General features: G+C 38.8%; 24 protein-coding genes, 1 tRNA gene and 1 pseudogene. 5 read left to right on the top strand and 21 right to left on the bottom strand.

The window, feature by feature from the left end; translation table 11 throughout:
• Positions 1–179: 179 nt before the first annotated feature.
• The 13 genes from AACT19_RS07100 to AACT19_RS07040 all read right to left on the bottom strand — a co-directional run bounded on the left by AACT19_RS07100 (position 180) and on the right by AACT19_RS07040 (position 11484).
• The gene (locus AACT19_RS07100; RefSeq protein WP_004733963.1) at positions 180–743 is read right to left on the bottom strand and encodes an OmpA family protein; all 564 of its coding nucleotides are present in this window, start codon (positions 741–743) and stop codon (positions 180–182) included.
• 1 nt (position 744) lies between these two features.
• Entirely contained in the window at positions 745–2124 is a 1380-nt protein-coding gene (locus AACT19_RS07095; RefSeq protein WP_017093226.1) for a TadE/TadG family type IV pilus assembly protein, read from the bottom strand.
• Between the two features lies 1 nt (position 2125).
• Positions 2126–2704, bottom strand: coding sequence for a tight adherence pilus pseudopilin TadF (gene tadF, locus AACT19_RS07090; RefSeq protein WP_076645866.1), 579 nt, complete (start codon positions 2702–2704; stop codon positions 2126–2128).
• Complete coding sequence (locus AACT19_RS07085) at positions 2694–3236, bottom strand: TadE family protein (protein WP_004733966.1); 543 nt, start codon at positions 3234–3236, stop codon at positions 2694–2696. The genes tadF and AACT19_RS07085 overlap by 11 nt, the downstream gene beginning before the upstream one ends.
• Complete coding sequence (locus tag AACT19_RS07080) at positions 3233–4294, bottom strand: tetratricopeptide repeat protein (RefSeq protein WP_076645878.1); 1062 nt, start codon at positions 4292–4294, stop codon at positions 3233–3235. The genes AACT19_RS07085 and AACT19_RS07080 overlap by 4 nt, the downstream gene beginning before the upstream one ends.
• A gap of 35 nt (positions 4295–4329) precedes the next feature.
• Positions 4330–5196, bottom strand: coding sequence for a type II secretion system F family protein (locus AACT19_RS07075; RefSeq protein WP_207551956.1), 867 nt, complete (start codon positions 5194–5196; stop codon positions 4330–4332).
• 5 nt (positions 5197–5201) lie between these two features.
• The gene (locus tag AACT19_RS07070; protein WP_076645864.1) at positions 5202–6116 is read right to left on the bottom strand and encodes a type II secretion system F family protein; all 915 of its coding nucleotides are present in this window, start codon (positions 6114–6116) and stop codon (positions 5202–5204) included.
• The gene (locus AACT19_RS07065; RefSeq protein ID WP_004733970.1) at positions 6113–7378 is read right to left on the bottom strand and encodes a CpaF family protein; all 1266 of its coding nucleotides are present in this window, start codon (positions 7376–7378) and stop codon (positions 6113–6115) included. Before AACT19_RS07065 ends, AACT19_RS07070 begins: the two co-directional genes overlap by 4 nt.
• Positions 7375–8577: an AAA family ATPase gene (locus AACT19_RS07060; RefSeq protein WP_065605296.1), complete on the bottom strand. Its 1203-nt coding sequence runs from the start codon at positions 8575–8577 to the stop codon at positions 7375–7377. The genes AACT19_RS07065 and AACT19_RS07060 overlap by 4 nt, the downstream gene beginning before the upstream one ends.
• 1 nt (position 8578) lies before the next feature.
• Positions 8579–9049: a hypothetical protein gene (locus AACT19_RS07055; protein ID WP_004733972.1), complete on the bottom strand. Its 471-nt coding sequence runs from the start codon at positions 9047–9049 to the stop codon at positions 8579–8581.
• Positions 9049–10377 carry a type II and III secretion system protein family protein gene (locus tag AACT19_RS07050; protein ID WP_371690572.1) on the bottom strand — a complete coding sequence of 443 codons (1329 nt, stop codon included), beginning with the start codon at positions 10375–10377 and terminating at the stop codon, positions 9049–9051. Before AACT19_RS07050 ends, AACT19_RS07055 begins: the two co-directional genes overlap by 1 nt.
• Positions 10378–10394: 17 nt before the next feature.
• Entirely contained in the window at positions 10395–11156 is a 762-nt protein-coding gene (locus AACT19_RS07045; RefSeq protein WP_076645862.1) for a pilus assembly protein CpaB, read from the bottom strand.
• 82 nt (positions 11157–11238) lie between these two features.
• Entirely contained in the window at positions 11239–11484 is a 246-nt protein-coding gene (locus tag AACT19_RS07040; RefSeq protein ID WP_076645861.1) for a Flp family type IVb pilin, read from the bottom strand.
• 194 nt (positions 11485–11678) lie between these two features.
• Between AACT19_RS07040 and AACT19_RS07035 the strand changes: the two genes are divergently transcribed.
• The gene (locus tag AACT19_RS07035; RefSeq protein ID WP_065605298.1) at positions 11679–12122 is read left to right on the top strand and encodes an A24 family peptidase; all 444 of its coding nucleotides are present in this window, start codon (positions 11679–11681) and stop codon (positions 12120–12122) included.
• A 16-nt stretch (positions 12123–12138) separates the two neighbouring features.
• Here AACT19_RS07035 and AACT19_RS07030 read toward each other — a convergent pair whose 3' ends face one another.
• From AACT19_RS07030 to AACT19_RS07020, 3 genes and pseudogenes are all read right to left on the bottom strand, one after another.
• The gene (locus tag AACT19_RS07030) at positions 12139–13008 is read right to left on the bottom strand and encodes a LysR family transcriptional regulator (protein WP_017092965.1); all 870 of its coding nucleotides are present in this window, start codon (positions 13006–13008) and stop codon (positions 12139–12141) included.
• Between the two features lie 514 nt (positions 13009–13522).
• Positions 13523–14551 (bottom strand): GlxA family transcriptional regulator, encoded by a 1029-nt coding sequence (locus AACT19_RS07025; RefSeq protein WP_076645860.1) that lies wholly within the window; start codon positions 14549–14551, stop codon positions 13523–13525.
• A 241-nt stretch (positions 14552–14792) separates the two neighbouring features.
• Positions 14793–15078 (bottom strand): annotated as a pseudogene (locus tag AACT19_RS07020) (transposase); the annotation flags it as partial.
• Positions 15079–15468: 390 nt separating this feature from the next.
• On the opposite strand from AACT19_RS07020, the gene AACT19_RS07015 reads away from it, so the two are divergent.
• On the top strand, positions 15469–17628 hold the full coding sequence (locus AACT19_RS07015; protein ID WP_076645859.1) for a M9 family metallopeptidase: 2160 nt from the start codon (positions 15469–15471) through the stop codon (positions 17626–17628).
• Between the two features lie 576 nt (positions 17629–18204).
• Here AACT19_RS07015 and AACT19_RS07010 read toward each other — a convergent pair.
• Positions 18205–18281 (bottom strand) — tRNA-Val (locus AACT19_RS07010).
• A 263-nt stretch (positions 18282–18544) separates the two neighbouring features.
• On the bottom strand, positions 18545–19213 hold the full coding sequence (locus tag AACT19_RS07005) for a DUF2726 domain-containing protein (protein WP_004734944.1): 669 nt from the start codon (positions 19211–19213) through the stop codon (positions 18545–18547).
• Positions 19214–19485: 272 nt separating this feature from the next.
• Between AACT19_RS07005 and AACT19_RS07000 the strand changes: the two genes are divergently transcribed.
• Complete coding sequence (locus AACT19_RS07000) at positions 19486–19671, top strand: hypothetical protein (RefSeq protein WP_004734943.1); 186 nt, start codon at positions 19486–19488, stop codon at positions 19669–19671.
• 153 nt (positions 19672–19824) lie between these two features.
• Here AACT19_RS07000 and AACT19_RS06995 read toward each other — a convergent pair whose 3' ends face one another.
• Positions 19825–21789 (bottom strand): tetratricopeptide repeat-containing diguanylate cyclase, encoded by a 1965-nt coding sequence (locus tag AACT19_RS06995; RefSeq protein WP_076645858.1) that lies wholly within the window; start codon positions 21787–21789, stop codon positions 19825–19827.
• Between the two features lie 259 nt (positions 21790–22048).
• Here AACT19_RS06995 and AACT19_RS06990 point away from each other — a divergent pair, with 259 nt between their 5' ends.
• A complete protein-coding gene (locus AACT19_RS06990; protein ID WP_054546424.1) occupies positions 22049–23155 on the top strand; it encodes a M20/M25/M40 family metallo-hydrolase in 1107 nt (368 codons plus the stop codon).
• Between the two features lie 155 nt (positions 23156–23310).
• Here AACT19_RS06990 and AACT19_RS06985 read toward each other — a convergent pair whose 3' ends face one another.
• Positions 23311–23733 carry a DUF3859 domain-containing protein gene (locus AACT19_RS06985; protein WP_009846913.1) on the bottom strand — a complete coding sequence of 141 codons (423 nt, stop codon included), beginning with the start codon at positions 23731–23733 and terminating at the stop codon, positions 23311–23313.
• Positions 23734–23807: 74 nt separating this feature from the next.
• Positions 23808–24176: an ATP-binding protein gene (locus AACT19_RS06980; RefSeq protein WP_004734939.1), complete on the bottom strand. Its 369-nt coding sequence runs from the start codon at positions 24174–24176 to the stop codon at positions 23808–23810.
• A gap of 273 nt (positions 24177–24449) precedes the next feature.
• Here AACT19_RS06980 and metA point away from each other — a divergent pair, with 273 nt between their 5' ends.
• Positions 24450–25391, top strand: coding sequence for a homoserine O-acetyltransferase MetA (gene metA / locus AACT19_RS06975; protein WP_004734938.1), 942 nt, complete (start codon positions 24450–24452; stop codon positions 25389–25391).
• Positions 25392–25424 lie beyond the last annotated feature (33 nt).

The raw sequence follows: 25424 nt of genomic DNA, 5'->3' as shown, positions 1-25424 counted from the left end.
ATTAACAATCCTTTATATTAAACAACTATAAACTCCATTTGAACTTATTTATTTTTATTATTATATAAGTAATCATAATAATAAATGGCTTAATAAAAATTATCAAGCCCTGCTTCAGACGCCACACAACGCAGCACAAATAACAATTAATGTAACTATCACAACGAATAAGCCATACATCATTTAATCGTCAGTATAACTCTTCGATTACAGCCAGAAGCGGCATTTTCTTCAACCTTACAGATCGGGGATGATTCCCCAAAAGCTTTTTCAATAATACGGTTACCCAACCCTAGATTCTTTTTCAAATAGACTGTTGCGGATGATGTACGACGCTGAGAAAGCTTCTTATTATAAGCCTTTGACCCAATATCATCCGTGTGCCCCTCAATAACAATTTTTTTGTCTTGATCAACCAACTCTAAGTATTGAGCAATCGCTTGTTTATGCTTATCAGTCAAAGAATGTTTATCTGTCTTATAGTTCAATAAAAGCGACATCGATTCTTGGTCAAATACGCATGCATCCGTGACATTTATAGCATCAGTTTTAATCACTTTTTTATTCTGGACGATATTTTTTTTTTCACTTACTTCTACCGATAATACGCCTGAAACTTGAGTGATTACTGTATCTGTCCCTGTAAGTGTTCTAGAAATTGTATATTCCTCAGTATAATTAACGCAATTAGCCGCAGTGTTACCGGATACAATAAAAAATAGAATTGGGATTATTTTTTTCATATTAATCTTTTAGTCTTCCTGTTTCTTCATTAATTAGGTTAAGAATGTATTTATAAACGTCTTTGCCTTTCTTTGCATGATATATGTTTTTACGCCCCACGCAATCTCCAAAACCATCATCTTCTTTCACAATATAGTTAACACCAATAACACCCATTGTCACCTTGGTTTTCTCACCTTCTAAAGATGAATGTTTACTCTGGAATTTGTTTTTCTTTTTACTTATTGTCTCTTGCAATGTTTCACAAAGTTTATATTTAGTCACCAAAGTTTTTAAATATTGTTGATACTGAAGCACAGTAGAACCATCGCTATAGTGTGTCCAATCAACGTTATGTTTTGAGCGATATGACCTAGTCTTTTCTAGGTACAAATCTTTAGGGTAGTTTACTTTATTATCGGCACCATCGGATAAGAAAATAAAAACTTGCTCTGGATTTCTATTAACATCTTCTACTTTATTCGCTTCCTTAGCAGCAGCGATCAAACCGAGCCAAGACATGGTTCCACCACCAGTTGCTGGTTTCAATTTATCTGATTTTACTAGCTTAATAAAGTTATCATAATCATCGGTTAGTGGAATATCCTGCGACGTGTTATACATATATGCATAACTCGTGGTTTCTGCAGGCCAATCTTGATCAAACATTTTATCAACAATACCTTCAAAAGTTTTTGTTGTATGTTTAAAGTCACGAGTATAATCATACAGTTTTACTTGATTTGATTTTTTGTCGAACTTTGCGTTATAGGCATTATACGTAACCAAGGAAATCTGGCTTTTTTTTTCATCACCCGTTTTAAACGTTTTTAAATCTTCTACAACTTTAACAATCGTCTCTTTAACGACATCCATCTGTGTTTTATTATTTTTCTCCCCGCTCCATCGGTTACTCATTGACTGACTTGTATCGAGGATGAAATAAATATCTACAGGTTGGGGTAGAAACTTACGCGTAACAGAACGACCAGATACTTTAAACTCAGGTTCTACTCCAATTTCATCATGAGTTATCCATGATTTATGTTCTGTCCTAGCCGAGACGGTGAAATCTGTAAAAGGTGATAACTCATGATTCCTTTGTACACAACCATCAGCGTATTCACATCGTGTTGTTGTAACATCAATTTCAACATCGTTAATATTATCCGTAACATATAAATCAACCAAATTTTTTGCGTAATCTTTATCTTCTTGGTTATTTCCTCCAGGATTCGCAATCAACGCTAAACTGGCAATTTCTGTTGCTTCCTCTATTTTTGAGTGAGCAAGTAATCGCTGGGTATAACCTGCAGAAAAAGCAAATGTCATAATTAAAATAGGTAAACAGAGTATAAAAATAACACCTGCAACACCTCTTTGCTTAGATATTATTTTCATGCTAAATCCTCGAAAAAGAATAGGAATTGGTGACAATCTTAATAGGTTCTCCTCTCACTGCACCTATTATATTAAAAGGGGTTTCATAACAAAGGGACAAGTAATACATGGGTAATCGCCTATTACGAGTTGTTGTAGGCAATAGCTCTTTTGCGCGTTCGAAACTGATTCCTTGCAAATTCTGAAAATTGCAGTCATCGTGATTCCCTCTGAATTGCTTATTGAGAGTTACCTTCGACTCCCCTTCCTCGATAGATATTTGAGCTACGCGCATGCCTAATTTGCTGTCGTCAAAGTCGGGAATCATTCTATTCATTGAACTCTTAGCAATATCGTAAAATTTTTCAATTTCAGTGTCACAGTGTTTACCTTCAAAACCACACATATCAAGTTCGCCAGTATATAATTGACGGCGCTCGCTTAATATGGTCAATAACGAATATGCAACCCGATCCAATTGGCCTTTCTTATTAATGGCTAGCGTATAATTAATATGGATAGCTAGTAGTGAACTAAAAAAAACCAAAACTAGTGCTAGCTCCACCATAAAAGAACCCTGCTGTTTTTTCCTAATTACCACAACTTGCACCTTTTCCAACCTTAAATGTACAGCGCTCGTATTCTTGTACTGCGATGATCTCCCTGCGGATATTCATCCCGGGTAATACGAAATTAAAAAGTGGTTCATACGTAAAAGTAAGTTGATAAATAGCGAGCGGCATATCAATAGAATTATTGTTATTGCTCCCTATTCTTACATTTGAACATTCATCAATTGGCCTACCGGTTTTATTACAGTTCGCAAAATCATCCATGTTCTTAAAATAATAGACCTGGCTTACAATAGACGAACGTTCGACAACTGCACTCCAAAGTGCTCCCCCACTTTCATTCAATGAATCGGTTATTTCTTGGTTGTAATCCACCGTTTTAGAGTTACTAGAATTACCTTGCTTTTTACTCCTCGTAACAGCGGAAGTTAAAGCGTGGTCCGTCACCCCCATCGAATAAGTTAAAACTGAAAGATCGAACCAAGTAAACATCACCATAATTAGCACAGGTAAGCCAAGTGCAACTTCGACAGTTAAACTACCTCTTTGTTTACGTTTCAAAGCTCTACGTACCTCTTCTTGGTATAGTCGACCACAAACGCTCCTTTTGTGTTCATGTTTTGCAAAAATGACTTTGCATCATCAATGTCAGCGAATTCACCAATGCAATAACGTTTCCATAGACCGTGAGTATATGAATACACTTTGCCATAATTACCTTTAAGATAATTTAAATAGTCGCTCGGAATAACTTTGTAAGTGGCAAGTACTTGAATTCGATAAGTTGCAGGTGTTTTTGGCTTTAGATTATTTACGTCTAACACTGAGCGCTCAACGATAGGTTTCTGAATTTTTTTGGCAACAATGCTTGGTTCCACGTTATTAACTTCCTTGCGTTTAAGTTTACTCGCAACCTTCACTGGTTTTGCCTTAGGCTCAGGTTTCTTTTTAGCAATAGGCTTCACTGACTTCATTAACTTAGCAAGTTGTTCTCTCGCTTCTTGCTCATTGCTGCTGTATTTAAGAACCTCAAGCACAACATCCGATCTATTTGCCCGTGTAGAAGCCAACATCAAATTCGAACGTACTTTTTCATCATTAGGGTTTGAGGCAAATAAGTCGTATAATATTTCCATAGCTTGCTGATGTTCACCCTGAAGCATTTTCACTACAGCGATATTATTATTTGCTTCACGGTCTGAGGCACCATTTTTCTTACTGGTGTCAAAACTTTCTACCGCCAAATCATACTGTTTTTGCTGAGCAAGAATTTTACCGTTCAACAAATAGAACTCCCCCTTACTTCCGCCTTCATCTAGATATTCTTCAAGATAATTTTTACTTGCTGCATAATTTAATTTTAAATATTCAAGTTTCGCTAAAGTAAATATTACTTCAGGTTCATCAAGATCATCTTTTTTATAGGTATTGATATAAAGCTCGGCGGACCTTTTATCTTTCTTATCTAGATAAAGGTCAATAAGCTTGACTTTATAACCGGGTACTTCTGCCAAGTTTAACTTATAAAATTCGATTAGTTGTTCTGATTGTCCAGATTTAGTCAATAACCTTTCTTTAGTCACTAGTTCATCATTAATAGATGAACAACCAACAATCATGAACAAAATAAATACTTTTGCTAAAATATATTTCACTAGCCTAACATCCTCATAATTCCTGGAGCTGCAATAAGAATAACGATCGGAATCATAATAAATGCGATCATTGGTACTGACATCTTCGCACCCATTTTCCCAATTTTCTCTTCGAGTTCTAACATATTAATCTCTCGGATATCGGAAGCGAGTGATGCAAGGACCGCACCAACCGATGAACCATACTTTAAACTTTGTGTTAACGTCATTACAAAGCTTTGAGCTTCTGTTGTTGGAACCAAATCATAAAATTCTGATAATGCTTTATCGAGACCGACAACTTTTGCTCTCTCTGACGTTGTTTGCACCACAAATGCTAAGTTTTCATCCACCATTTTTAGTTCATGCGAGAGATATTCTAAACTTGCTTCTAGGGTCATTCCGGTATGAACACAAACATTCATCAGATCTAGCAGGAAGGGCAAACGACTGCTAATATGGCTTATGTTTGACTTACCTCTCGATGCTATATACATATCTGGTGCTATCAAAAAAATCAGCAAGGAAATACCTACCGACATGAATGAATTCAGCATATCGAGTCTACTGTTTAAATACATATAACCGATAGTTACAATACAAAATATCATAGGAACTATTTTAATTAGGTAATAAACTTGGGAGAAAAATTCGTTATGTATTCCCGCCTTAATCAAATTTGCTTTTACCTCATCTCGATTAAAAGCTAGTTTAGAGGTAAATACCAACAATTTATCTTTCAGTGATATTTTTTCTTGTGTTGAACCAATGATTCTTTTCGTTGATATGTTTGCTTTTGTATTGTCAAACACTTTAAGCATGTAGTAAGCAGCAACTAACGATATAATAAAACCCATAACAAGAAATATGAGTTTTAATGGTATAATACCCATTATTTCACACTTCTTAAGATCATTGAAATTAGGAAAAAACCAATCAATTCACTAATTAGCACATAGTAAAAAATCGGTTTTCCACCTTCTTCAAACATAACAAATTGATAGTTTTCAGGACTAGTTAACTTTAATATAAACATAAAAATAACAGGAAGCGCTGCGATTATTTTAGCGGAAGATCGAGCTTCAGAAGTCAATGCATTTTTCTTTTTCTCTATTGCACGAGCTTCAAACATAATCCGATTAATACGGTTGATAACATTTTTTAGCTGTCCACCACGACTTAAATTAATCCTAATTGTAGATGCGAAAAAAAAATATTCTACATATGGAAATGTAGATGCACTTCTTGCAAGCACATCATCTGGGTCCTCGCCTATCAAAAGACGCTCAGACATTTTTTTAAACTCTTTGCCTACTTCGTTATCTAGTTGAGTTCCTACATATTCAAAGGCGTGAACAATACTTTGACCAGATGATAGTGCACCAGAAAGAATGTTCAAAGCATCTGGGAAATTATCTTTAAATTTTTTCTCCCTTAGTCCACTTAATTTTAAGATAAACATAATGAATAAAATCGGAATTATTCCCAACCACACTTTCCAATATTCTAGGCGAAAGAACCAGTCGTTGATGAAGTAAACAGCCACAGAAGAGATTGAAAAAAACAGTAATATTTTAGAACCTGCATTAGGATTTAACAATTTGTTAAATTGCTTATATTTATCTTTTAGTTTCTTTTTGTAACTGATGTCGAAACTTTCTGAGTCAATCACGGTACGAGAACCACTCACCCCTTCAAAAGTCCCGGATTCATCAATTATCGCTGTAATTTTGCGCTGTTTTTTTGTGTGGGCGATCGCAAGGCCTATTGCCAACACAACCCAAGCAAGTACCATTATCACCATCATGAGAACAACTCCTGTAAGGCTCCATCCAAACCAAAAAACTTGGCTCTTTCATAGATCACGGAGCGCTTAGAAAGCCCAGGAGTTCTATATTCACCAGCAATTTTTCCGTCAATCATGCCGCCAGTATTTTCATAACGGAAAATGTCTTCCATCACTACATTATCACCTTCAAGACCGACGATTTCGCTAATAAACAGAATCTTACGGCTACCATCATGAAGACGACGGACCTGAACGATCAAATCAACCGCACTGACTATTGTTCTGCGTATAGCTTCTAAAGGTAAGCTTGCTGTTGCCATCATTACCATACTTTCAACACGAGCAATGGCATCTCTTGGAGTATTTGCGTGAAGTGTAGACATAGAACCGTCGTGGCCGGTGTTCATCGCTTGGAGCATTTCAAATGCTTCACCACCACGACACTCACCGACAATGATTCTATCAGGACGCATACGAAGCGCGTTGATCACTAAGTCACGAGCCGTGATTTCTCCAGTACCTTCCACACTAGCTTGGCGAGTTTCTAATCTAACAATGTGCTCTTGCTGCAACTGAAGCTCGGCCGCATCTTCTATCGTTATGACGCGCTCACCTCCACCAATGAACCCAGATAAAGCGTTAAGTAATGTCGTTTTGCCAGAACCCGTACCGCCAGAAATTAGAATATTACACTTGCAGTGGCTCGCAATTGATAACAATTTTGCCATCTCTACCGACAAAGCACCAAACTCAACCAAGTTCTCTAGCTTTATTTTGTGCTCTTTAAACTTACGTATTGAAATAGACGTTCCGTCAATAGCCAAAGGTGGAATAACAATATTTACACGGCTACCATCTTCTAAACGAGCATCACATAAAGGCTTAGACTCATCGATACGACGTCCAACATTAGACGCGATTCGTTTTGCGATTGTGTTGAGTTGTTTTTCATTTACAAACTGAATGGGTGACTTTTCAACTTTACCGTTAATTTCGATAAAGATATCAGCGGGTCCGTTAATCATAATATCCGAAATATTATCATTATCAACGAGAGCTTGAAGTGGTCCTAGTCCTTTAAGTTCATCTAAAAGTGCCTTAACTAAATCCATTCGTTTCAAGTTACTAATTTGAAGTTGCTTGCGTTCGATTAAGATATTAACGGATTCTTTTAGCTGCCCTTCCAACTCACCACTATCCACGTCAACCAAAGATGCCGCATCTAACGCGTCGAATATTTCATCACGTATCTCAATATAGACTTCTTTTAACTGATTCATTTCTTATTAAACCACTTTAATCTAGATGCTGGTTTCACCTTTTTACCCGTCAAGCTATTAATCATAATAGAAATTGCAGGTGCAAGCTTTGTTTTAGTTAAACTATGAATTCCTTGTTGAATTACCAGTTTTTCTAAATTGGCTTCGTATGCTATATCGATCGTATTTTTGGCTTTGATCTTATCTTTAGCACTTTGTAAAGGGACCATGTAATCTTTTTGTAATCGAGTCATTGAAAAAATGATCTGATGTTCTGACTTCCCAAGCTTTTTCTTAATTGTGTTATAAGCTCGAAGAGAAGCAACTGAAGGTTCACATACAACATAAATTCTATGATATCGGTCTATAAGTTCCTCAGAAGGCAACTCTTCCAGTGCATTAAGTGGAATTGAATCAATAATAAAGTTGTACTGGTCAATTAATTCATTGGAAATACGGTGCAATGAATCTGCATGGTCATTAAGACATGCAGGACTTTTATCTAACATCAAATAATCTAACTTGTCTTTAACCGAATAGACGTAAGTAGCCGCTATCGCAGCATCTAACTCAGATTGGTTAAGGTCAATACTACTCTGCTTAGATTTAAGGCCTTTAACTCCTAAGAAAATATCGGAGTTCAATGCTGTTGTATCATGCTCAACCAATAAGGTTTTCAAACTAGCTTGCTGGCTTAAGCTATAACATAAATATGAGCTGATACTTGAAAGACCGATCCCCCCTTTACTGCCAAGCAAAAGTACACGCTTAGCCACTCGTGATTTTTTCTTATAGACTGTCGTGCTATTCTCCAACGCTGGTGTCTTAATTGCGCCTAGCAGAGCATCTAGCTCTTCATCCCAAAGTACATAATTTGCACCAAGTGCCAAGACCCTGTCTCGCATCATTATGGAATCTAAGCAACTTAACACTATTAGAGAAATACTCACATCCAAACGAGAAGATATTTCCGAAACCTCAGAAATCACATCTTGGCTTTCACGTAGATCTAAAATAACATTTTTAATTTCAGAATCCGTTTTGTGCCAACTTTCGTCGTCAATATCATCGACTTTCAAAGGAGTGATAAAGCCTTCAATCGCATAGAGCTGATCAATTGCATTCAATATTTCTCTATCATCAGAGACGACTAAATCGATATTTTTAACTTTTGACTCGAGCTTTGATGATGACGTTTTGAATAGGTTATCTAAGTCCATACTATTCTTTACCTAATATCGGATTTGTTAAACTTAAACGACGGTTATATTCTAATGAACAACCAAACGAATAATTATTGATATTATTTAAAGAAATCGAACCGCAATTCTTCCCCTCAACAATATGATATCTTGCAACAATACTAATATCCTTACCTTCGCTTATCGCATTTAACTTGAACCGTAGCTTATGAATTCCCAAGTGTTTAATCTTTATAACAAATTCGTCTATAAATAAGCTTTCATCTGTATTATATTCAATCACGTAAGTTGACTTAGGATGCTTACGATTAATCTTACCCACAAATTCTAACGATTTTTCCATAGCTTTTTGTTTATTTACAGCCGTGAATTCAAAATTTTCTTCAAATGTGTTTACTACGGTTTCGTTTTCAGGATAAGCAACGCTACAACCGGAAAGAGCCAAGCTAAACAAAGTAAGATAAATGATATTTTTTAAGTTCACACACATTAGTTAAACCCTCCAGCATTAATTGTTGATTCCAATTGCTCGTCATCGACATCAGACAGGTCTAATCGAAGTAAACGCTCTAAGTCACTAGTACGTTTAAACTTAGGTAGTTTGATTTCATCTTCTTTTACAGGATCGACTAGATTTACGGTTGCAACAATAATCAACTCAGTTTTACGGCGTTCTGTATTGGTTTTGCTAAACAAGGCACCAAGAATGGGGATATCGCCCAACAAGGGAATCCTACTCAAGGATTCTTGTTCTTCTGTAGTCAGTAAGCCTGCTAGCACGAAGCTTTGACCATCTTTTAATTGGACGGTTGTCTGCGCTTTCCTTGTTCTTAAGGAAGGGACACTTATTAAACCGGAATTTACGCCATTAGCTTTATCAATAGAGCTAACTTCTGGTAGCAACGATAGGCGGATGTTCTCTGAATCCGTCACTTTTGCCACCATTGAAAGTTTTACACCGTATTCTTTATAGGTGATCGAAACCCCGTCATTATCACGCACTGCAATTGGTATTTCGCCACCAACCAAGAAGCTAGCAGATTCGCCTGAAATGACTGAAAGGTTTGGCTCAGCTAATACACGACCTATATTATCGTTACCGCTTGCTGAGATAACCGCTACAATATCCTGCGCTGTAAAATCTAAAATTTTATTGACAAATGTCCCTGCACCACCAATACTTTTTCCATTTGATTCAGCGTAGGAAACACCAAGTTCCGTCAGAAAAGAACTCGAAACCTCGGCGACTGTTAGTTTCACGTTAATTTGTTCTGTCGTCAGAACTTTTAAATTATTAATGATATCTTGAAACACATAAGTTGCAGTAAAATCCAATGCATCGACAGATTCGCCATTTGCACCAGATAGCTCAAATGTATGTCGTTCTTTACTCTTTTTCATCATCTCACCAACAAGACGATAAACATTAGCTTTTACTTCTTCACTACTGACCACACCATCAAGTACAACTTGTTCGCCAATATTAGTTAACTTTACATTTTCATCAGGGTAGCGAGCAACTAAAGTTTGCTTTAGAAGCCTAAGGCTCTTATTAACAACAACTTCTGCATTATAAATCTCATTGCCTGCTCTATCGTAGGCAATAATAGAAGTGGCACCTCGACCTATGCCATAAATAACGAGTTTACCGTTCGCAATGATTTTGTAATCAGCAATTTGCGAGTTAGCAACAAATACAGTATCAATATTTCGTTTAATATTGATTGTTTTAGCACCACCCTGGTCCAGACTTAACAACTCACTGGCATAACTCGGTAAAGCGAGGAATATGGATAACAAGACGGAAACGGGTAAAATTTTATTTGTGGTCACAACTAGTTTCCCCTTAGCTGACGAACACCAAACCGATGCTCAATAAGATCGCTGCTTTTTACTGATAGATACTTATGTGCAAGTTTAGCTGGCACTAAAGTTATCGCGCCAATCTTCTGCGCCATCTCTAACTTGAGTACTTGTTTTACTGTTAAGGCAATGATGAGGCTGTGTTCTTTATCTTCATCATCTTCATTATTAGATTCAACAACTTGCAATACTCTCGCACCGTCGATAATGACATTGCTGGTTAAATTATTGATATCTGAGTAGCCATCTTCGAGCAAATTAGACTCCGATGAAGTCGTTGCAACAAAACTAACTCGATCTTGTGGTTGAATTGGTAGGGCTTCAACGATACTACTACCGCTTGATGTGTAATAATAAGGCACTTCATTTTTACTTAATGACAAATACATATAGTCTTTATCACCAGGGTTTGAAAAGTAGCCAGCATTCAAAACCTGACCAGCTTCAATATCAGCAGACCACAGCGCGCCAGCTTGAATATTGACATCAGTATATGGGATATAGCCTCTGGCCTTAACGGTTGTTTCAGGGAGACTTTGAATATCTAGTAGTTGTTGTTTAACGACAGAAGCTTTTACGACATCGTTATTAAAAAAAGCAACATCAACCATTCTGATCTTTTCTTCTTCGACAACAACTTCTTCTTCTTTCTGGGAAAGGAAATTCTCACTGACATAAAAGAAGGCCAAAAATAGAGAAATTGCAATAAATAGAAACAATACCGCTCGATTCATATTGGGTGTAACCTTAGAAAGGAGGGAGCCGCCTCCCTCCTATTGATTAAAATTATTATTAATTTACGGAGTGTCAGGGGTTTTAGCCTTTAGGCTTAGTAGCAGGATCTTTAGTACTAGTATCAGGCGATCCACCACTTAAGCTTGATGAGACAGTATTCATCGCACCCTCCATCGCCGTCTTTAAGGTGCCGTTTTGAAATATGCCTAATAAGATTGCAGACATAGCAACTGCAATAATTGCGTATTCAACTGCAGTAACACCACGTTTATCTAACTTAAACTTAGTACGGATTTGGCGAATCTTGGAATTGATATTTAAAAGCATGTTTACCTCTATTGGTTAAAATGTTCATCCTTCGAATGAATACACGAAATTTACATTATAAAATCAATTCAAACCAATTAAGATTTTTTATAGGAATATAACTCTAACTTATACGATGAGGTGAAATCGATTACATTACTTATTAACATGATTTTTAATTGATAAATAGTGCTGACCGTCATATTATTTGTATTATGACAGAATTAAAAATATTTTTATCTATCGCTATAGCCATATGCAACCTTGTTGTTTTTTACAATGACATTTGTTTCAGGACCGTTAAACACAGATTTATCATCATCATCATCATATTGGGAGTTATCAGTTTAGTTTTTTCCAATAATGTCATATGGCAAATAGGCGCCTCATTAATTATTTTTTGTGTGTTTTTTATGCTTTGGATGATGAATATTATTGGAGGTGGGGATGTAAAACTGATAGGAGCTTTATTTATAGGAATTGCTCCTGAGTACTCAATTATTGCCTTAGCGACCGCGGGGATTTTAGGTGGCGTTCAGATATTGTTGATGTGGGTATCCTCTCTAATTACTCATAAGGATCCTTTTTCTAATGGTATTCCCTATACAATTCCCCTAGGACTATCAGGTTGGTTTTTCTTTACCCTGTCGCTAATATAGCGACAGGGTTATTCACTCACTGGATAACAATACCACTATTGTTATCGTTAAAAATATCGGTAATCAGCGTTCTCAAACCCGCCTGATCTATTTTTTTTGCAGCATCTTCATTACACCAAATATACATCTCCACATTTTCGACCAATAATCTTTTGTTACAAGACTGCTCACCTATCGTCCAACTAGGGCAAATAACAAAAGTGTTCGCGGCATGCAACTCATTAATCATTAAACGTGATGATGAAGTTCTAAGCCAACTCTTCACATTTGACGTATCGATTCTAGCCGAACTTAATAGCACTTCTGCTTCACGCCGAGTCAAAAAGCTACAAAATACGATTCTTTCAGGATAACACTCTTCTGGCACAATGGACCGATCACAAGCTAAGATATATTGAACACGATTTAGTGGAAATACTTTTCCATTTGAAGCCAATACTTTCCCTGCTCCAAAGATCAAATCATAGTTGTCTTTATTAACTTCATCGATATCGCTAAAGCTAGTAATAGCAAGCTCTATATCATTATATGTTCTAAACGTGTTAATAACTTTAGCTACCAACTCAGGATTGAAAGAATCAGATATAGCAATTGAGTATTTTTTGCAGATATCTATTTCCTCCAAATCTTCGAACAGTTTTTCGTACATGCACATAGTTTGATCTACATATTCAAGTAAAACTTTCCCATGACGTGTTAACCCAAAACCTCCTTTTCTATCAAAGATAGTCGCACCGATTTTACTCTCTAGTTTTTTTATATGCTGTGATACAGCAGGTTGTGTTAAATAGAGACTTTCTGCAGCAGCTGTAAAACTACGATGTCTTGCTACATGGGAAAATGTGCGCAAGTACTTTACATCAATGGTTCGATTCGTGGCTTTCATTAAATAAACACCTTAGATTCAGCAGTTCCAATAATTATTATTTTTATGTATCCATAAAGAGCTAAATACGGTGCAGAGGCGAATTAATTACCGTAGCAACTCAGCGCATATATTACGTGTTCATCCCAGATAGTTACATATGCAACAATACTCTTAACGAGTGATGTTTCATCGCGCCTGAGCTTGAGTTATGACTTATAAGTGACTGTTATATAATTTATTTTTCGGTGTGAAATAATACGTACGATAATTTTTTTTACTGTTGAATATGTCACTATCACCAACAATTAGAGTCCGTTTCAACAACCAAAATTAGGGTAATTGCACTAACAGGATGGAGCTCCTTATAAAAATGGCAAATTTAACAACTCTTTATTCACAGGCTGTATTAATCATATAAAAATGAATTGATAACAATTCGTTATGGAAATATAAACCCGCCTTATGGAAACGCTGAATTTTAACGTAAGTCCGAAATATCTCATAATTTGAAATTATTGATATAAACCCTGTTCTAACCTTCAAGAAGTACTGGAACTTCCATTAGGATATCTAATTCTTTATCTAAAGATGCCAAAATATTCTTCCGATATTCTTGAGGAGATAATCCATTTTCTCTTTTAAATATTTGTCTAAAGAAACGAACATCTTCATAACTGACTCTACGTCCCACCTCCTCTACACTGAGTTTAGTATTTCTAAGAAGTTCTTTTGCAAATGACAGCCTAACTAATTGAATAAACTTTAATGGCGTGATTCCTGTTGCATCTTTAAACCTCCGCTTAAGCTGTCGCTCTGATAGATGCGCCTCCGCAGCCAGTTCGCCAACGCTCATTGTTCTAGAATCAACGCTAACTATCCCCTTCTGAATTTTATGAATTAAAGCATCTTTATGTTGCATAAAATTTCTTACGTCACTGTACCCCAATGACGTATCATCGGACTCGTTAGCAATACACAACTGGTGACTTATACACTTTACCTGACTGCCGAAAATTTCTTCAACGATTTGAAAAATCAGGCCTTGATAGGTATAAACTCCTGAAGATAGATAAATCCTATCGTTAATTAGCGTCTTTCTATGCTCCAAAAGACTGATGCCTGGAAATTTTTTGCGAAACAAATGTGAAAAATATGGATGCATAATTGCATCACAGTCATCAAGCAGTCCCCCTTGTGCTAGAACAAAAATCCCTGTATCGATACCGACTACTCGCGCACCGTTTTGATACAGTTTTTTTACCCATTCAATAACTTCTTTAGGAATACAGTCCAAAGTTTCTTCTGGATCACCAATAGAACCTACTAATAATACGTCTGCTGCGTTGATATTTTGCCATCGTTCATCGACTTGGATTGAAATACCACCACGGCCTGATATAGGTTTATTATCCGCAGAAACAACGGTCGAAGCGAAGCCACGACACTCTGCAAGATCAGCCGCAGTTTCTAATATTTCTAACGGCCCTGTGGTAGTGGTAAAAAAGCGCCCAGAAACAGCAAGAGCTACCACACAAACTTTATTGTTACCGAGATGCCCCAAAATTATATTATCTCCATTTACCTAAACTGATTGCATTATAGTTTATTTATTGATATTTTTACATATTATTAAATAGCGATATACGCAGAATTAGCTTCCATTTTCTATCTTCTATCTTCTATCTTCTATCAAGTCACCTTATAAAATCTAATACAGCAATACCACCTACCAACACATATACAATTAGAATTACTACCTACTTAGTCGGAATCATGAAGGCATTAGCATCAATGGCTAGTTACTGTATTGTTCCTCTCGATTTTGTCTTAAATGAGACCTCAAATTGCTTTGCCCTACGACTTATGTATGTGTAATGTGGACAACTGAATAGAACATGGGCAAGTCTAAATATCGAGTAGACAAATCCCTGCCGTGCTCTAAGTGGCATAAAAACTCGTTTCACCAGAGCGCTGTCGTGATAACTAAATCACTGAACTTACTTGGTCTCCCGCGCTTATACTGTTTACTTTATGCCGACCCACTTATCGCCTCTTCGTCAATCCAAAAGGTCAAAGAACCACGGTAATGAGTGATTGGTTGTATTACTTCCAGTTGTTTTTGTAAAAAGGTTTAGGCATAGGGCTACGAGAGGTAGATGACGTAGCTGATCAGCTCATAGGTTATTAATTTAGTTCCACTGAATTACTCAATAAAGCCCCAACTAGATGTAATTATTTCAATAGAAATCCTAATAACCATGTTTTTCTCCTTTACAATATACCAAACCGAGTAAACCCAAACCCAATAACAAATTGAAATGATATCATCAAATAAATTTATACCATCCTATTTTTTGGTTTGTTATTTAGGCTCAGTCGATAAATAAATCCATCTTATACTTTCATTACATAAGCTAATTTAACTAATTATTTATAAGGGTATATATTGATGCATAAATCCACCATTATATTTACTTTATGCTACTAAATAATATCAAAAACACTTTCGTAATAATTTCCATTGCGACATTATTATCGGGCTGTGGCAGTGACGAGAACTCCTCTCATGCCCCGTCTACTCCGGATGCAGACATTCAAATTGATGACACAGACACAACTGATACTGATACTGATACTGATACTGCACTATTTCCATACTCAGGAGAGTGCGAAACGCCGCAGCTTCTTACTAATTTGGCAAAGGTAGATTCACAAGTCGCCAATGGAACTTATGAGTGTATGAGCTCGTGGTTTTCACCGTCTAAGCAACAAGCAGACCAGCTATTCTCCGAAACGGTCATGCGAAAAATCACTCAGTCGCTTGAAAAAGTAATCAACCAATATCAGGGGAAAGAGCAACAGGCACAGAATATCTATTACCTTGCCGAATTCATCAAAGCGGCTTATAAAAACCGTCACGATACCTATGCTCGTGACCTAGCTCCTTTTCCTAATGAAATGGGATTGTCAATCGCTCATGTAGCCCAACTATTCTTGCGCTCTCATTACTCATTAAGTGAAGGTCAAACACAGCAACAAGCTCTTGGTTCTATGTTGATCATCGTCGATAGCGTTCGTCAACTTTCAGTTGCTGCTCCCGATGTTTTTGCGCTACTAGATACTTTCACTGCAGAAAGAGGCGAAAGCTACTACTACCGTCAAGCTATCAATAATATTTTCATAGCCATGGCCGGGCACTCACAAAAAGAAGCCTTCTACGACCTTATCGAATCTGATCCGATCTATATCAATAAGCTCAAATCATTTATTCTTAACAATGAATGGGCAATTGGTACAGACTCTGAAGCTTTACTCGGTAACGCAGCGCGAGAGCTGGCTCGCTTGATCAAAACTGATGATGAGCAAACTAAACAGCTTATGACTCAAACCTTAGAAGAATTGCTACAAAACTATACGCTCGGTGGTAAATCAGATCGCGTGTGGGTCGGGATTGCTCAAATGGTCAGCGCTTATGCTCCCGAACAGCTAAATCGCCTCGCTTTAGATAATTCAAAAGAAAGGCTGAAACAGCGGGTTGTACCTTTCAGCTATAACTGTGCAGGCCCGGCTCAAATTCTGGCGCAAAAGATGACCAATGAACAAGCGCAAACCAGCTGTCAGACACTTAATGATAAAGAAGACGATTTCCATAACGTTGCAAACACAGGCCATCAGCCTGTTTCTGATGACTACAGCGAAACCGTTGATGTTATCGTCTTCAACACTAAAGACGACTACTCCACTTACTCGAGCTTTTTGTTTGGCAATACCACCAACAACGGCGGTCAATTCCTTGAGCGCACCCCTTCACAACAAGGCAACACTCCTCGATTCGTCGCTTATCAAAATGGATGGGATGATAATTTTTCGATTTTAAACCTAGAGCACGAGTATGTTCACTACCTCGATGGGCGCTTTAACCAATACGGTGATTTCCATACCACAATGCGAGAAGGTAGCATTGTATGGTGGCTTGAGGGCTTTGCCGAATATATGCACTATAAGGAAAATTACTTTGCCGCGCTGTCTCTCGGTAAAGACAAAACGTACTCGCTGCATGAGGTATTTACCACAAATTACAGTGACGGCTTAAACCGAGTTTATCGCTGGGGCTACCTAGGCGTACGCTTTATGTTAGAAAAACACCCACAGGAAACAACAGAGTTGCTTGGTTACGCTCGTAGTGGTGAATACAAACAATGGGTAGCACGTCTAAACGACTTTGGACCAATATACAATCAAGAGTTTCAATTATGGCTAGACGAAGTAACGAAAGATATTAATGATAGCGATATTTCCAAACCTAAACTTCAAGAAAACCCCAAGCTACTGGCTTTAAATAGTAGCGTTGCTGTAGAAGGCGAGAAATTTTCTGAAAAATTATTCTACATTGAAGTACCTAATGGATTAACGAATGTCGATATTTCGATATCAGGTAATGGAGATGCTGATTTGTATGCTTGTTACGACAAAATTTGCCATTATCATGATTACGAATGGACTAACTTTACACAAGGTAGCAATGAACGTATTTCGATACCAAAAGGTGGTGATGGTTTCGTTCCTGCTGGTAGCTATTACATCAGCATTAGTGGCCGTGATGCATTCGATGTCGAACTGCAAGCGTCTTCACACTAACCTGAGTAAACATGCTTACCGCTAACTCCAATAACAAAGCAGAGGTACCGCCTCTGCTTTGTTATATAAACAGATCCTCATACATTAGGTATTTAAACGAGGCTAGACCCACGTTGAACCAGACCAAATACAAATAATATCACCGCACCAAACACTACTTGTAGTACTCACAGAGAATTCACGCTCAGTAGATTTGGAATGCTTAACATATCTACTTTTACATGTTTATATCGATACAAACCTGATTGTTTACTCATAAAACCAACTTCACGCGTTAGCTTGCGAACCCTAAATAGCCCGACTTTGATACCCATCAACGTCACCTAAATTGTATTCTTTATCTTTAGGCTTTGCTTGTTTGATTTGAGTAGCAGTTAATTTTTTCGCCATCGTAACCCCCTGCAGTAACCTCGAAATTGCTTAGATCTTAAAAGACTACTTCAGAGATTACTTTAAACGGTGGATTTTACAACACATCATGGAATCTCTTGGGACCAAGAAATGGCTAAGAGTCTGATAAAGCAAGGAATTACAGGCACAAAAAAGCCCACACTAGGTGGGCTCTTTCGTATAATGTGGTGCCCGCTACTGGACTCGAACCAGTGACACCTTGCATGTCATGCAAGTACTCTAACCAACTGAGCTAAGCGGGCAATGCTTTGAAACTTAACTAACCGCTTTACTAAGTGGCTAACGCTTCAGAACGAGATGGATAATAACGAGTGAATGGGTAGCGTGCAAGGATAAATTTGCACAAAACGGTTCGTTTGCTTTTAAAAACAACAATCAGAATAAATTTTAAACACAAAGCAGATCAATGGCTTGAAGTAGATCACATTTCGCCTCTAGTTAATAGCTATATACATCTGCCTGTTTCGTGTCTTATCCCTCTGATAAAGCATTTTAACTCAAGATATTAGTTAGAATCTTCATCCACATCGAATACAACGTTGTAGTTCTCTGTATACGTACAGTTTGGCTGACGGCTACAAGTGAAGAATCGTCGGCCTTTGTAATCGCCTTGGCTTGCCAGTTTGATGATCATCGGGCTGCCGCACTTCTTACAGAATCGAACTTCTTTTGATGGCTCGATTAAATCGATGTGTGCTGCTAGTAACCTCTTCAAACGGCTCACTTGGTAGCTGTGTTTAATAGATGCACCAATCAGTGGCAAGCCTGCCGATTTACACACGTGGATCAGTAGCTTTTCTCGATCGGCCTTTCCCTTGTTGAGCTCTTTGCCGTTATCAAGTTCGATGATCACGCGGGGCTCTAACGTTCGCGGGTCGCACACGACAAAATCAAAGTAGCTACGTGAGATTTTGTTGTTGGCGATAAACCAATTCTTCTTGTTGTTCGCCTTAGCAGGAACAAGAACGTTCGACATGCTGACCTTGGCAAACACTTCGCCATGGTTGCCCACCGCGGATTTAAGTGCGTTATAAAATGTCGCCTGTTGCGCCGACATCAACGACCCTTTTTTCTGGTAAGCATGATCTTTGGTGTCGTCATGCTTCACTAGATACTTTTGGATAAAGTAGAAGAACACAACCAGAACAATTACAACGATAAAGATATTAGTCATTTTCCAACACAATCACGTCTGTATAGGGATTAAGAGAGTGGCTAGCGTATGTAGAAAAGCATCATGTGGCAAGCAAAAGAGCGAGAGTTGCCAACCAGAATCACGACCTTTGGATGCTGTAATCACCAAGAGGTCGCTCATACGCTAGACACACCTCTCCTATTTGCCAATCAAATCATCAATTACACTCTAGATTGATTCAGATCAATTTACCTAAATTTGTGATCAACTAGTCTGAAAAACGTTAGGCAAATGTTAATAAGGAAATTGATATGGAACTCAAACAAGACCCAAGATGTTATACGGACGTATGTGTAGACGGTAAATGGTTCCACTATGACCACTGCGGAACTCGAGCTTATATGTTAAAAGGCGGTGCTTCAGCGGTGATTGAACTAGCAAGAGAACCTGCTACAGAGGGCGAACTGGTTGAAATGCTGCAAGGTGCCGCTAAATAACTCATTTAGAAAATGTTGATATAGATAAACTCGACATATCGCTAAGTAAACACCACTTCTCACTCAAATTTTGATTTTAGCGATTTCAGAGTGTTCCAGAAGCCATTCTTATCTCACGAAGATCAGAATGGCTTTTTGTTTGCTGATTAGAGATTAACTTTCAGCGATGATGACTTGATTCCTACCCGACTCTTTCGCTTGATATAATGCATCATCCGCGGCTTTGAGGTACTTCTTGTAAGTATCTTGATTGAGTTGCTCATGAGCAATACCAATCGACGCCCCTATCGATGTGGTGAGGTTTAAAGAGCCGGAGTGCGTATCAATGGGTGTTTCGGAAATAGCTAAACGGATAACGTTCAACTGTTGCTCAGGATCAATGGAACCGGACAGCAGCATAACAAACTCTTCACCACCCCAACGAGCCACTACATCATTTGGGAATAAGTGTTGTTTTACTCGCCTTGCGACTTCCACTAAAACCTCGTCACCAACATCATGCCCAAAGGTGTCATTAACGCGCTTAAAGTGGTCAAGATCTAGAATGACGAGACTGATTCCAAACCGTGAAGTATTAAATGGCATTGGCTGAGTTAACAACTGCTCTAGATAGCGTCGGTTGTACAAACCCGTTAGCGCACACGTTGTAGATTGAGTGACCAGCGCTTTATTTTTACTTTGAATGCTACGAAGCCGAATCGCCAGTAATACAGCACTAATACTCACCATTATGATCAATGCCACCACGATTCTGTTTCTCAGTTGCTCCTTTTGAAGCAGTAACTCGTTGAGGTCTTTTTCTGTATTGAGTAATTCATTTTCGTTAGCAAGTGTCTGTTTTGCATAGTCTTGTTCTAGCAAGAAAATGTCACTCTGCCTTTTATCAAACAATAGCGCTTTGTTGCCATGATAATATTGTTTGTAGTAACTCAGTGCAGTATCAAGGTCACCCTGAGATTCGTAATATTCAGCCAGTGTTTTTAAGCCTAGTACCTTCCAACTTCTGCTCCCAACCACTTCAAAGATTGCAAGTGCTCGTTCAAGATCATTCAATATGGCGTCATCTTGATCCAGTCCAATGTTAGCTAATGCTCGGTTTAGGTAACACTGCCCGTTTTGAAGCGTGTATTTCTTAATATTCGGCGCTTGAAGGCATTGATTAGCCACTTGTAATGCTTTGTTGAAATTGCCCTCTGATAGCAGTACATCACTGTAGGTTCTCAGTAATAAGATTTTGTATCGAGCACTGACTCTTTTGCTATCGAGTGCTTTTGCCTTCTCATAAGCAATTCGGCCATTAGTCACGTCACCACTGCTCAAATGCAGAAATGATTCGTTGATGTAAAGAATGCCAATCGCGTCATCTTCAAGTAAGCCACTTTTAAAGTAGAGCTTTTTTGCTTTCTCGATAATACGCAGGGCTTTAGGCCAATCCTCTAAATAGATATAGAGCAACGCCATGTTCGACATCAGCTTGCTGTTATAAATGTGCGTTGGGTACTGCTTGCCAAGTTGCAGCCCTTTATAGAAAAAGTACTGAGCGTCTTGCAAGTCGTTTCGCACGTTATTGATCGCCCCCGCGGTGTTATACGCTTTAACCAATAACTTATCGTAACGAATAGATTCAGCAATGCCTATCGCGGACCGAATTTCAATTTCCGCAATTGCAAGTTCGCCTTTCTTGAGATATTCAATCGCAGATTCGACCAATGATTCTGACTTCAACCACAACATACCTTCATGCTCAGACAACGCTTTTATTTGTTCTACGTAGGCCATCACGGCGTCGGCATCTCGTTGATGTTGAGCGACATTCGACAAAATCATAAGTCGATAAGCTTGGTATATTGCTTTGTCATTAACGCCAGTGGGCGGCCGTAGCAGATCAAGCTGATGTTTTGCAACAGAGGGGTCACTGCGTGATAAACCGAGAATATGAATTAACTTTTTTCCATATTCAGTTTGAGAGAGTTCTTTTTCTGGGGTGTAGACAGAAGTGTTGTCGGCTTGAGGAGGGCTCAAGTCCACATCATTGAGCGGATACAGTAAATAAAGTCCGAGTACGGCACTCATTGTTACAACGAGTAGAAACGAACCTAAAACGTTGTTTTTATTCATGTATTAAGACCGTTACAAATTGAATGACCATATCACTGCTGTTTATCTATATTAGAAACTTATTATACCCGAGCCCTACACAGATTAAAATGTTGTCATCTCGGCGAACTGAACAAGGTTATTCTCACTAATTAGAATAATCAGGCAACTTTCTTGATTTAACTCAGATAATCATCTACCTCATTGGCGTTATAGTAATTTTCCTGTTCCTACCTCCGCGGCTTCTTTAGAACAAGCGGAAGCATAATGAGAATTAACAATGACCCAAATTAATGAACAACGTCTTGTAGAACATTTCTGCAATCTAGTGAAAATTGATAGTGAATCTCGTAATGAAAAAGCGATTGCTGAAGCTTTGGCTGAACAACTTGGTGAACTAGGCTTTGAAGTTCACAAACTGGCTGTCCCTACAGAAGTGTCTAACGGTTTCAACATCTACGCTCGTCTAGATGGCACTCTTCCAGGAAGCACAGTATTCAGTTGCCACATGGACACAGTAACGCCAGGTATCGGCATTGAACCAATCATTGAAGACGGTATCATCCGTTCAAAAGGCAACACAATTCTAGGTGGCGACGACAAGTCTGGTATCGCAGCTATCATGGAAGCGGTTCGTTGCATCAAAGCTGAAGGCAAAGAGCACAAAACTATCGAGATTGCGTTCACTGTATTCGAAGAAGGCGGTCTGTTCGGCTCTTTGAACTTCGATATGTCTTACATTCAATCTGAGCACGCTATCGTACTGGATACAGGCGGCCCAATTGGCACCATCGTAAACGCAGCTCCGGGTCAGCAGAAAATTGTTGCTAAGATCAAAGGCCGCCCTGCTCACGCTGGTTTAGCGCCAGAAGAAGGCATCAGCGCAATTCAAGTTGCTGCAGACGCTATCACTAAGATGAACCTACTTCGTATCGATGAAGAAACAACGGCAAACGTCGGTATTGTTGAAGGCGGTCAAGCGACCAACATCGTAATGCCAGAGCTTAAAGTCGTGGCTGAAGCACGTTCACTAAACGGCGAAAAGCTAACGGCTCAAGTTGAGCACATGATCTCGACATTCCAAGAGAGTGCAAAACAGTTCGGTGCTGAAGTAGAAATCGAATCTACTCGTGCTTACGATGCATTCGTTATTGCAGACGATCACCCGCACATTCTTTCTATCAAATCAGCGTTTGAGAAGCTTGGCGTAACCGCAAACACTAAACGCACTGGCGGCGGTAGCGATGCGAACAACTTCAACGCGAAAGGCCTAACAACGGTTAACCTTTCTACAGGTATGGCAAAAGTTCACACCACAGAAGAGTACATTGCAGTGAAAGATATGGTCGCTATCACTGAGTTTGTTGTGGCTTACGTGACTCAATAATCTTACTGGTTAACTAGCCAGTCTTATTTGTTAACTAGACAACCTTACTCGATAATGAGATAGAAAATGCCATCTAGTTAATGTCAAAAAGCCGAGTTCACCAATGATCCGTGACTCGGCTTTTTTGTAGTCTGAGTTTAGCTAGAAGATTAAGCTTAAAACCCCCTACGCTTCCAGAATTGGCCTTCATCTTTTGCAACAAGGTCGAATGTCTTATCGGCAATGATGTTGCCTTTTAACTCCACGGTCATGCGCCACTTACCTAACTTGTTCGAGACTGGCGCCCAAATAGTGTCACCTAAGTAGAAATCCCAGTCGTTGTTACCGACATGCTCTTCACCATCGAACGGTTCGAGCACTTCGCCCTTGTCTGTGGTGATGTCCGGGTGATAAATGCAGTAGCGGATCTTTTCACCTTTGGCTTTCTTGATATTCAAGATATAGCCAAATTCCACATCGATTTCGGCATCAACGGTAGTGGTGAACTCTTGGATTTTTGGAAGGTCTTTAGATTTTGAATCCCATGTGGAGTAGATACCATAGGAGGTCATGTCGACCACAACTGAGCGCTTTGCCATTTCAATCGTTACCTTGAAGTTGTTCTATTCATTTAATTCTATTTGCCATTCAGCCAAGCTGGATAAGCACGAGGCTATTCTTGCCAATCTTTTGCCATGCGCTTAATCACAGACGGTTCAATGTCGTGAATGCTACCAAATTGCTCTCGACATACTTCGATGATCAAGTCAGCTTTGTATTTTCTTGCAAGTTGACGGTAAGCCTTCATTTCCCAATGCTTAATAAAGGTATTCGAAACAACAACATCTAACCCTTGCTTCAAGCCATTCTCTGCAGTGTTCTGACACCACTCATGAGCTTGCTGTAGCTGCCTTGGATCAAAATAGTAGTCACCTTGCTCATTCACGTAATACATATCCGCTTCGACATGCAATGCATCGTAGGTTTTTGCTTTTGTTGACTTGCCAGAACCGGGCAACCCTCGAATGAGTATTAACTTCATCTGTCACTTTACAGGCTAATTCGAAAACATGAGTTTATCGTAAATGCTAACCGCTTGCTCTGATAACTGCCTAGTTCTACATAACAGAACCAAGCACTTATGCCTTACTCGGGTAGTCGTTAAACATTATAAGACGCCCTCGACGTCGGAAGGTGGCTTCTGATAGAAAACACAAATAATTTACATCTATCCATTTTGGATATCGACAAGCGTATCAAACTACTATAGATTTAGATGTATAGACGTCTACATATCTAGCTTAGGGAGAAAGCTTTGCCTATTCGCATTCCAGACCAATTGCCAGCATCTGATGTTCTTCGTGAAGAAAACATCTTCGTGATGCCGTTATCAAGAGCATCGACACAGGAAATTCGTCCACTTCGAGTCTTGATCCTCAACCTGATGCCGAAGAAGATTGAAACTGAAACTCAATTCTTACGCCTACTATCGAACAGTCCATTGCAAGTGGATGTAGAGCTGCTGCGCATTGATGACCGACCAAGCAAAAACACACCGACTGAACACCTTGATAACTTCTACCGCCAATTTGAAATGGTCAAAGGGAGAAACTTTGATGGATTGATCATTACTGGTGCACCGCTTGGCTTGGTTCAATTTGAAGATGTGATCTACTGGGACCACCTAAAAACCATCATGGAATGGGCAAACAAGCACGTGACCTCAACCTTGTATGTGTGTTGGGCCGCTCAGGCTGGTTTGAAATTACTGTATGATTTGCCAAAGCGCACTCGCAAAGAGAAGCTTTCTGGTGTTTATAATCACGAGATTCATCACCCTTACCACCCGCTTCTGCGTGGTTTTGACGATACCTTTTTAGCACCGCACTCTCGCTACGCAGATTTCTCTCAGGAATACTTAGCCGAGCATACCGACCTTGATGTTCTTGCGACTTCTGATGTGGCTGGCGTATATCTGGCGGCGACCAAAGATAAGCGAAACGTGTTTGTAACGGGTCACCCTGAATACGATGCGCATACATTACACGGTGAGTACGTTCGTGATTTAGGCGAAGGCATGGAACCCGTGATTCCAATCAACTACTACCCGAACAACAATCCAGATAATAAGCCTGTCGCAAGCTGGCGTAGTCATGGGCACTTGTTATTCTCAAACTGGTTGAACTACTGCGTTTACCAACAAACGCCTTACGATTTGGATCACTTCAGCGAAGACAACTTTACCAAAGACGATTAAGTTGTTTCTTCCGATTCACAAACACATAAAGCC

This window comes from Vibrio sp. 10N.222.47.A9, from assembly GCF_963872585.1.
GTDB lineage: Bacteria > Pseudomonadota > Gammaproteobacteria > Enterobacterales > Vibrionaceae > Vibrio > Vibrio splendidus.
This window is presented reverse-complemented; position numbering and strand designations above follow the sequence as displayed.

Coding starts and splice junctions, on each gene's coding strand:
- AACT19_RS07100 (WP_004733963.1), bottom strand. CDS start 743: ATGAAAAAAATAATCCCAATTCTATTTTTTATTGTATCCGGTAACACT.
- AACT19_RS07095 (WP_017093226.1), bottom strand. CDS start 2,124: ATGAAAATAATATCTAAGCAAAGAGGTGTTGCAGGTGTTATTTTTATA.
- AACT19_RS07080 (WP_076645878.1), bottom strand. CDS start 4,294: ATGATTGTTGGTTGTTCATCTATTAATGATGAACTAGTGACTAAAGAA.
- AACT19_RS07070 (WP_076645864.1), bottom strand. CDS start 6,116: ATGATGGTGATAATGGTACTTGCTTGGGTTGTGTTGGCAATAGGCCTT.
- AACT19_RS07065 (WP_004733970.1), bottom strand. CDS start 7,378: ATGAATCAGTTAAAAGAAGTCTATATTGAGATACGTGATGAAATATTC.
- AACT19_RS07060 (WP_065605296.1), bottom strand. CDS start 8,577: ATGGACTTAGATAACCTATTCAAAACGTCATCATCAAAGCTCGAGTCA.
- AACT19_RS07055 (WP_004733972.1), bottom strand. CDS start 9,049: ATGTGTGTGAACTTAAAAAATATCATTTATCTTACTTTGTTTAGCTTG.
- AACT19_RS07045 (WP_076645862.1), bottom strand. CDS start 11,156: ATGAATCGAGCGGTATTGTTTCTATTTATTGCAATTTCTCTATTTTTG.
- AACT19_RS07040 (WP_076645861.1), bottom strand. CDS start 11,484: ATGCTTTTAAATATCAATTCCAAGATTCGCCAAATCCGTACTAAGTTT.
- AACT19_RS07035 (WP_065605298.1), top strand. CDS start 11,679: ATGACAGAATTAAAAATATTTTTATCTATCGCTATAGCCATATGCAAC.
- AACT19_RS07030 (WP_017092965.1), bottom strand. CDS start 13,008: ATGAAAGCCACGAATCGAACCATTGATGTAAAGTACTTGCGCACATTT.
- AACT19_RS07015 (WP_076645859.1), top strand. CDS start 15,469: ATGCTACTAAATAATATCAAAAACACTTTCGTAATAATTTCCATTGCG.
- AACT19_RS07005 (WP_004734944.1), bottom strand. CDS start 19,213: ATGACTAATATCTTTATCGTTGTAATTGTTCTGGTTGTGTTCTTCTAC.
- AACT19_RS07000 (WP_004734943.1), top strand. CDS start 19,486: ATGGAACTCAAACAAGACCCAAGATGTTATACGGACGTATGTGTAGAC.
- AACT19_RS06995 (WP_076645858.1), bottom strand. CDS start 21,789: ATGAATAAAAACAACGTTTTAGGTTCGTTTCTACTCGTTGTAACAATG.
- AACT19_RS06990 (WP_054546424.1), top strand. CDS start 22,049: ATGACCCAAATTAATGAACAACGTCTTGTAGAACATTTCTGCAATCTA.
- AACT19_RS06985 (WP_009846913.1), bottom strand. CDS start 23,733: ATGGCAAAGCGCTCAGTTGTGGTCGACATGACCTCCTATGGTATCTAC.
- AACT19_RS06980 (WP_004734939.1), bottom strand. CDS start 24,176: ATGAAGTTAATACTCATTCGAGGGTTGCCCGGTTCTGGCAAGTCAACA.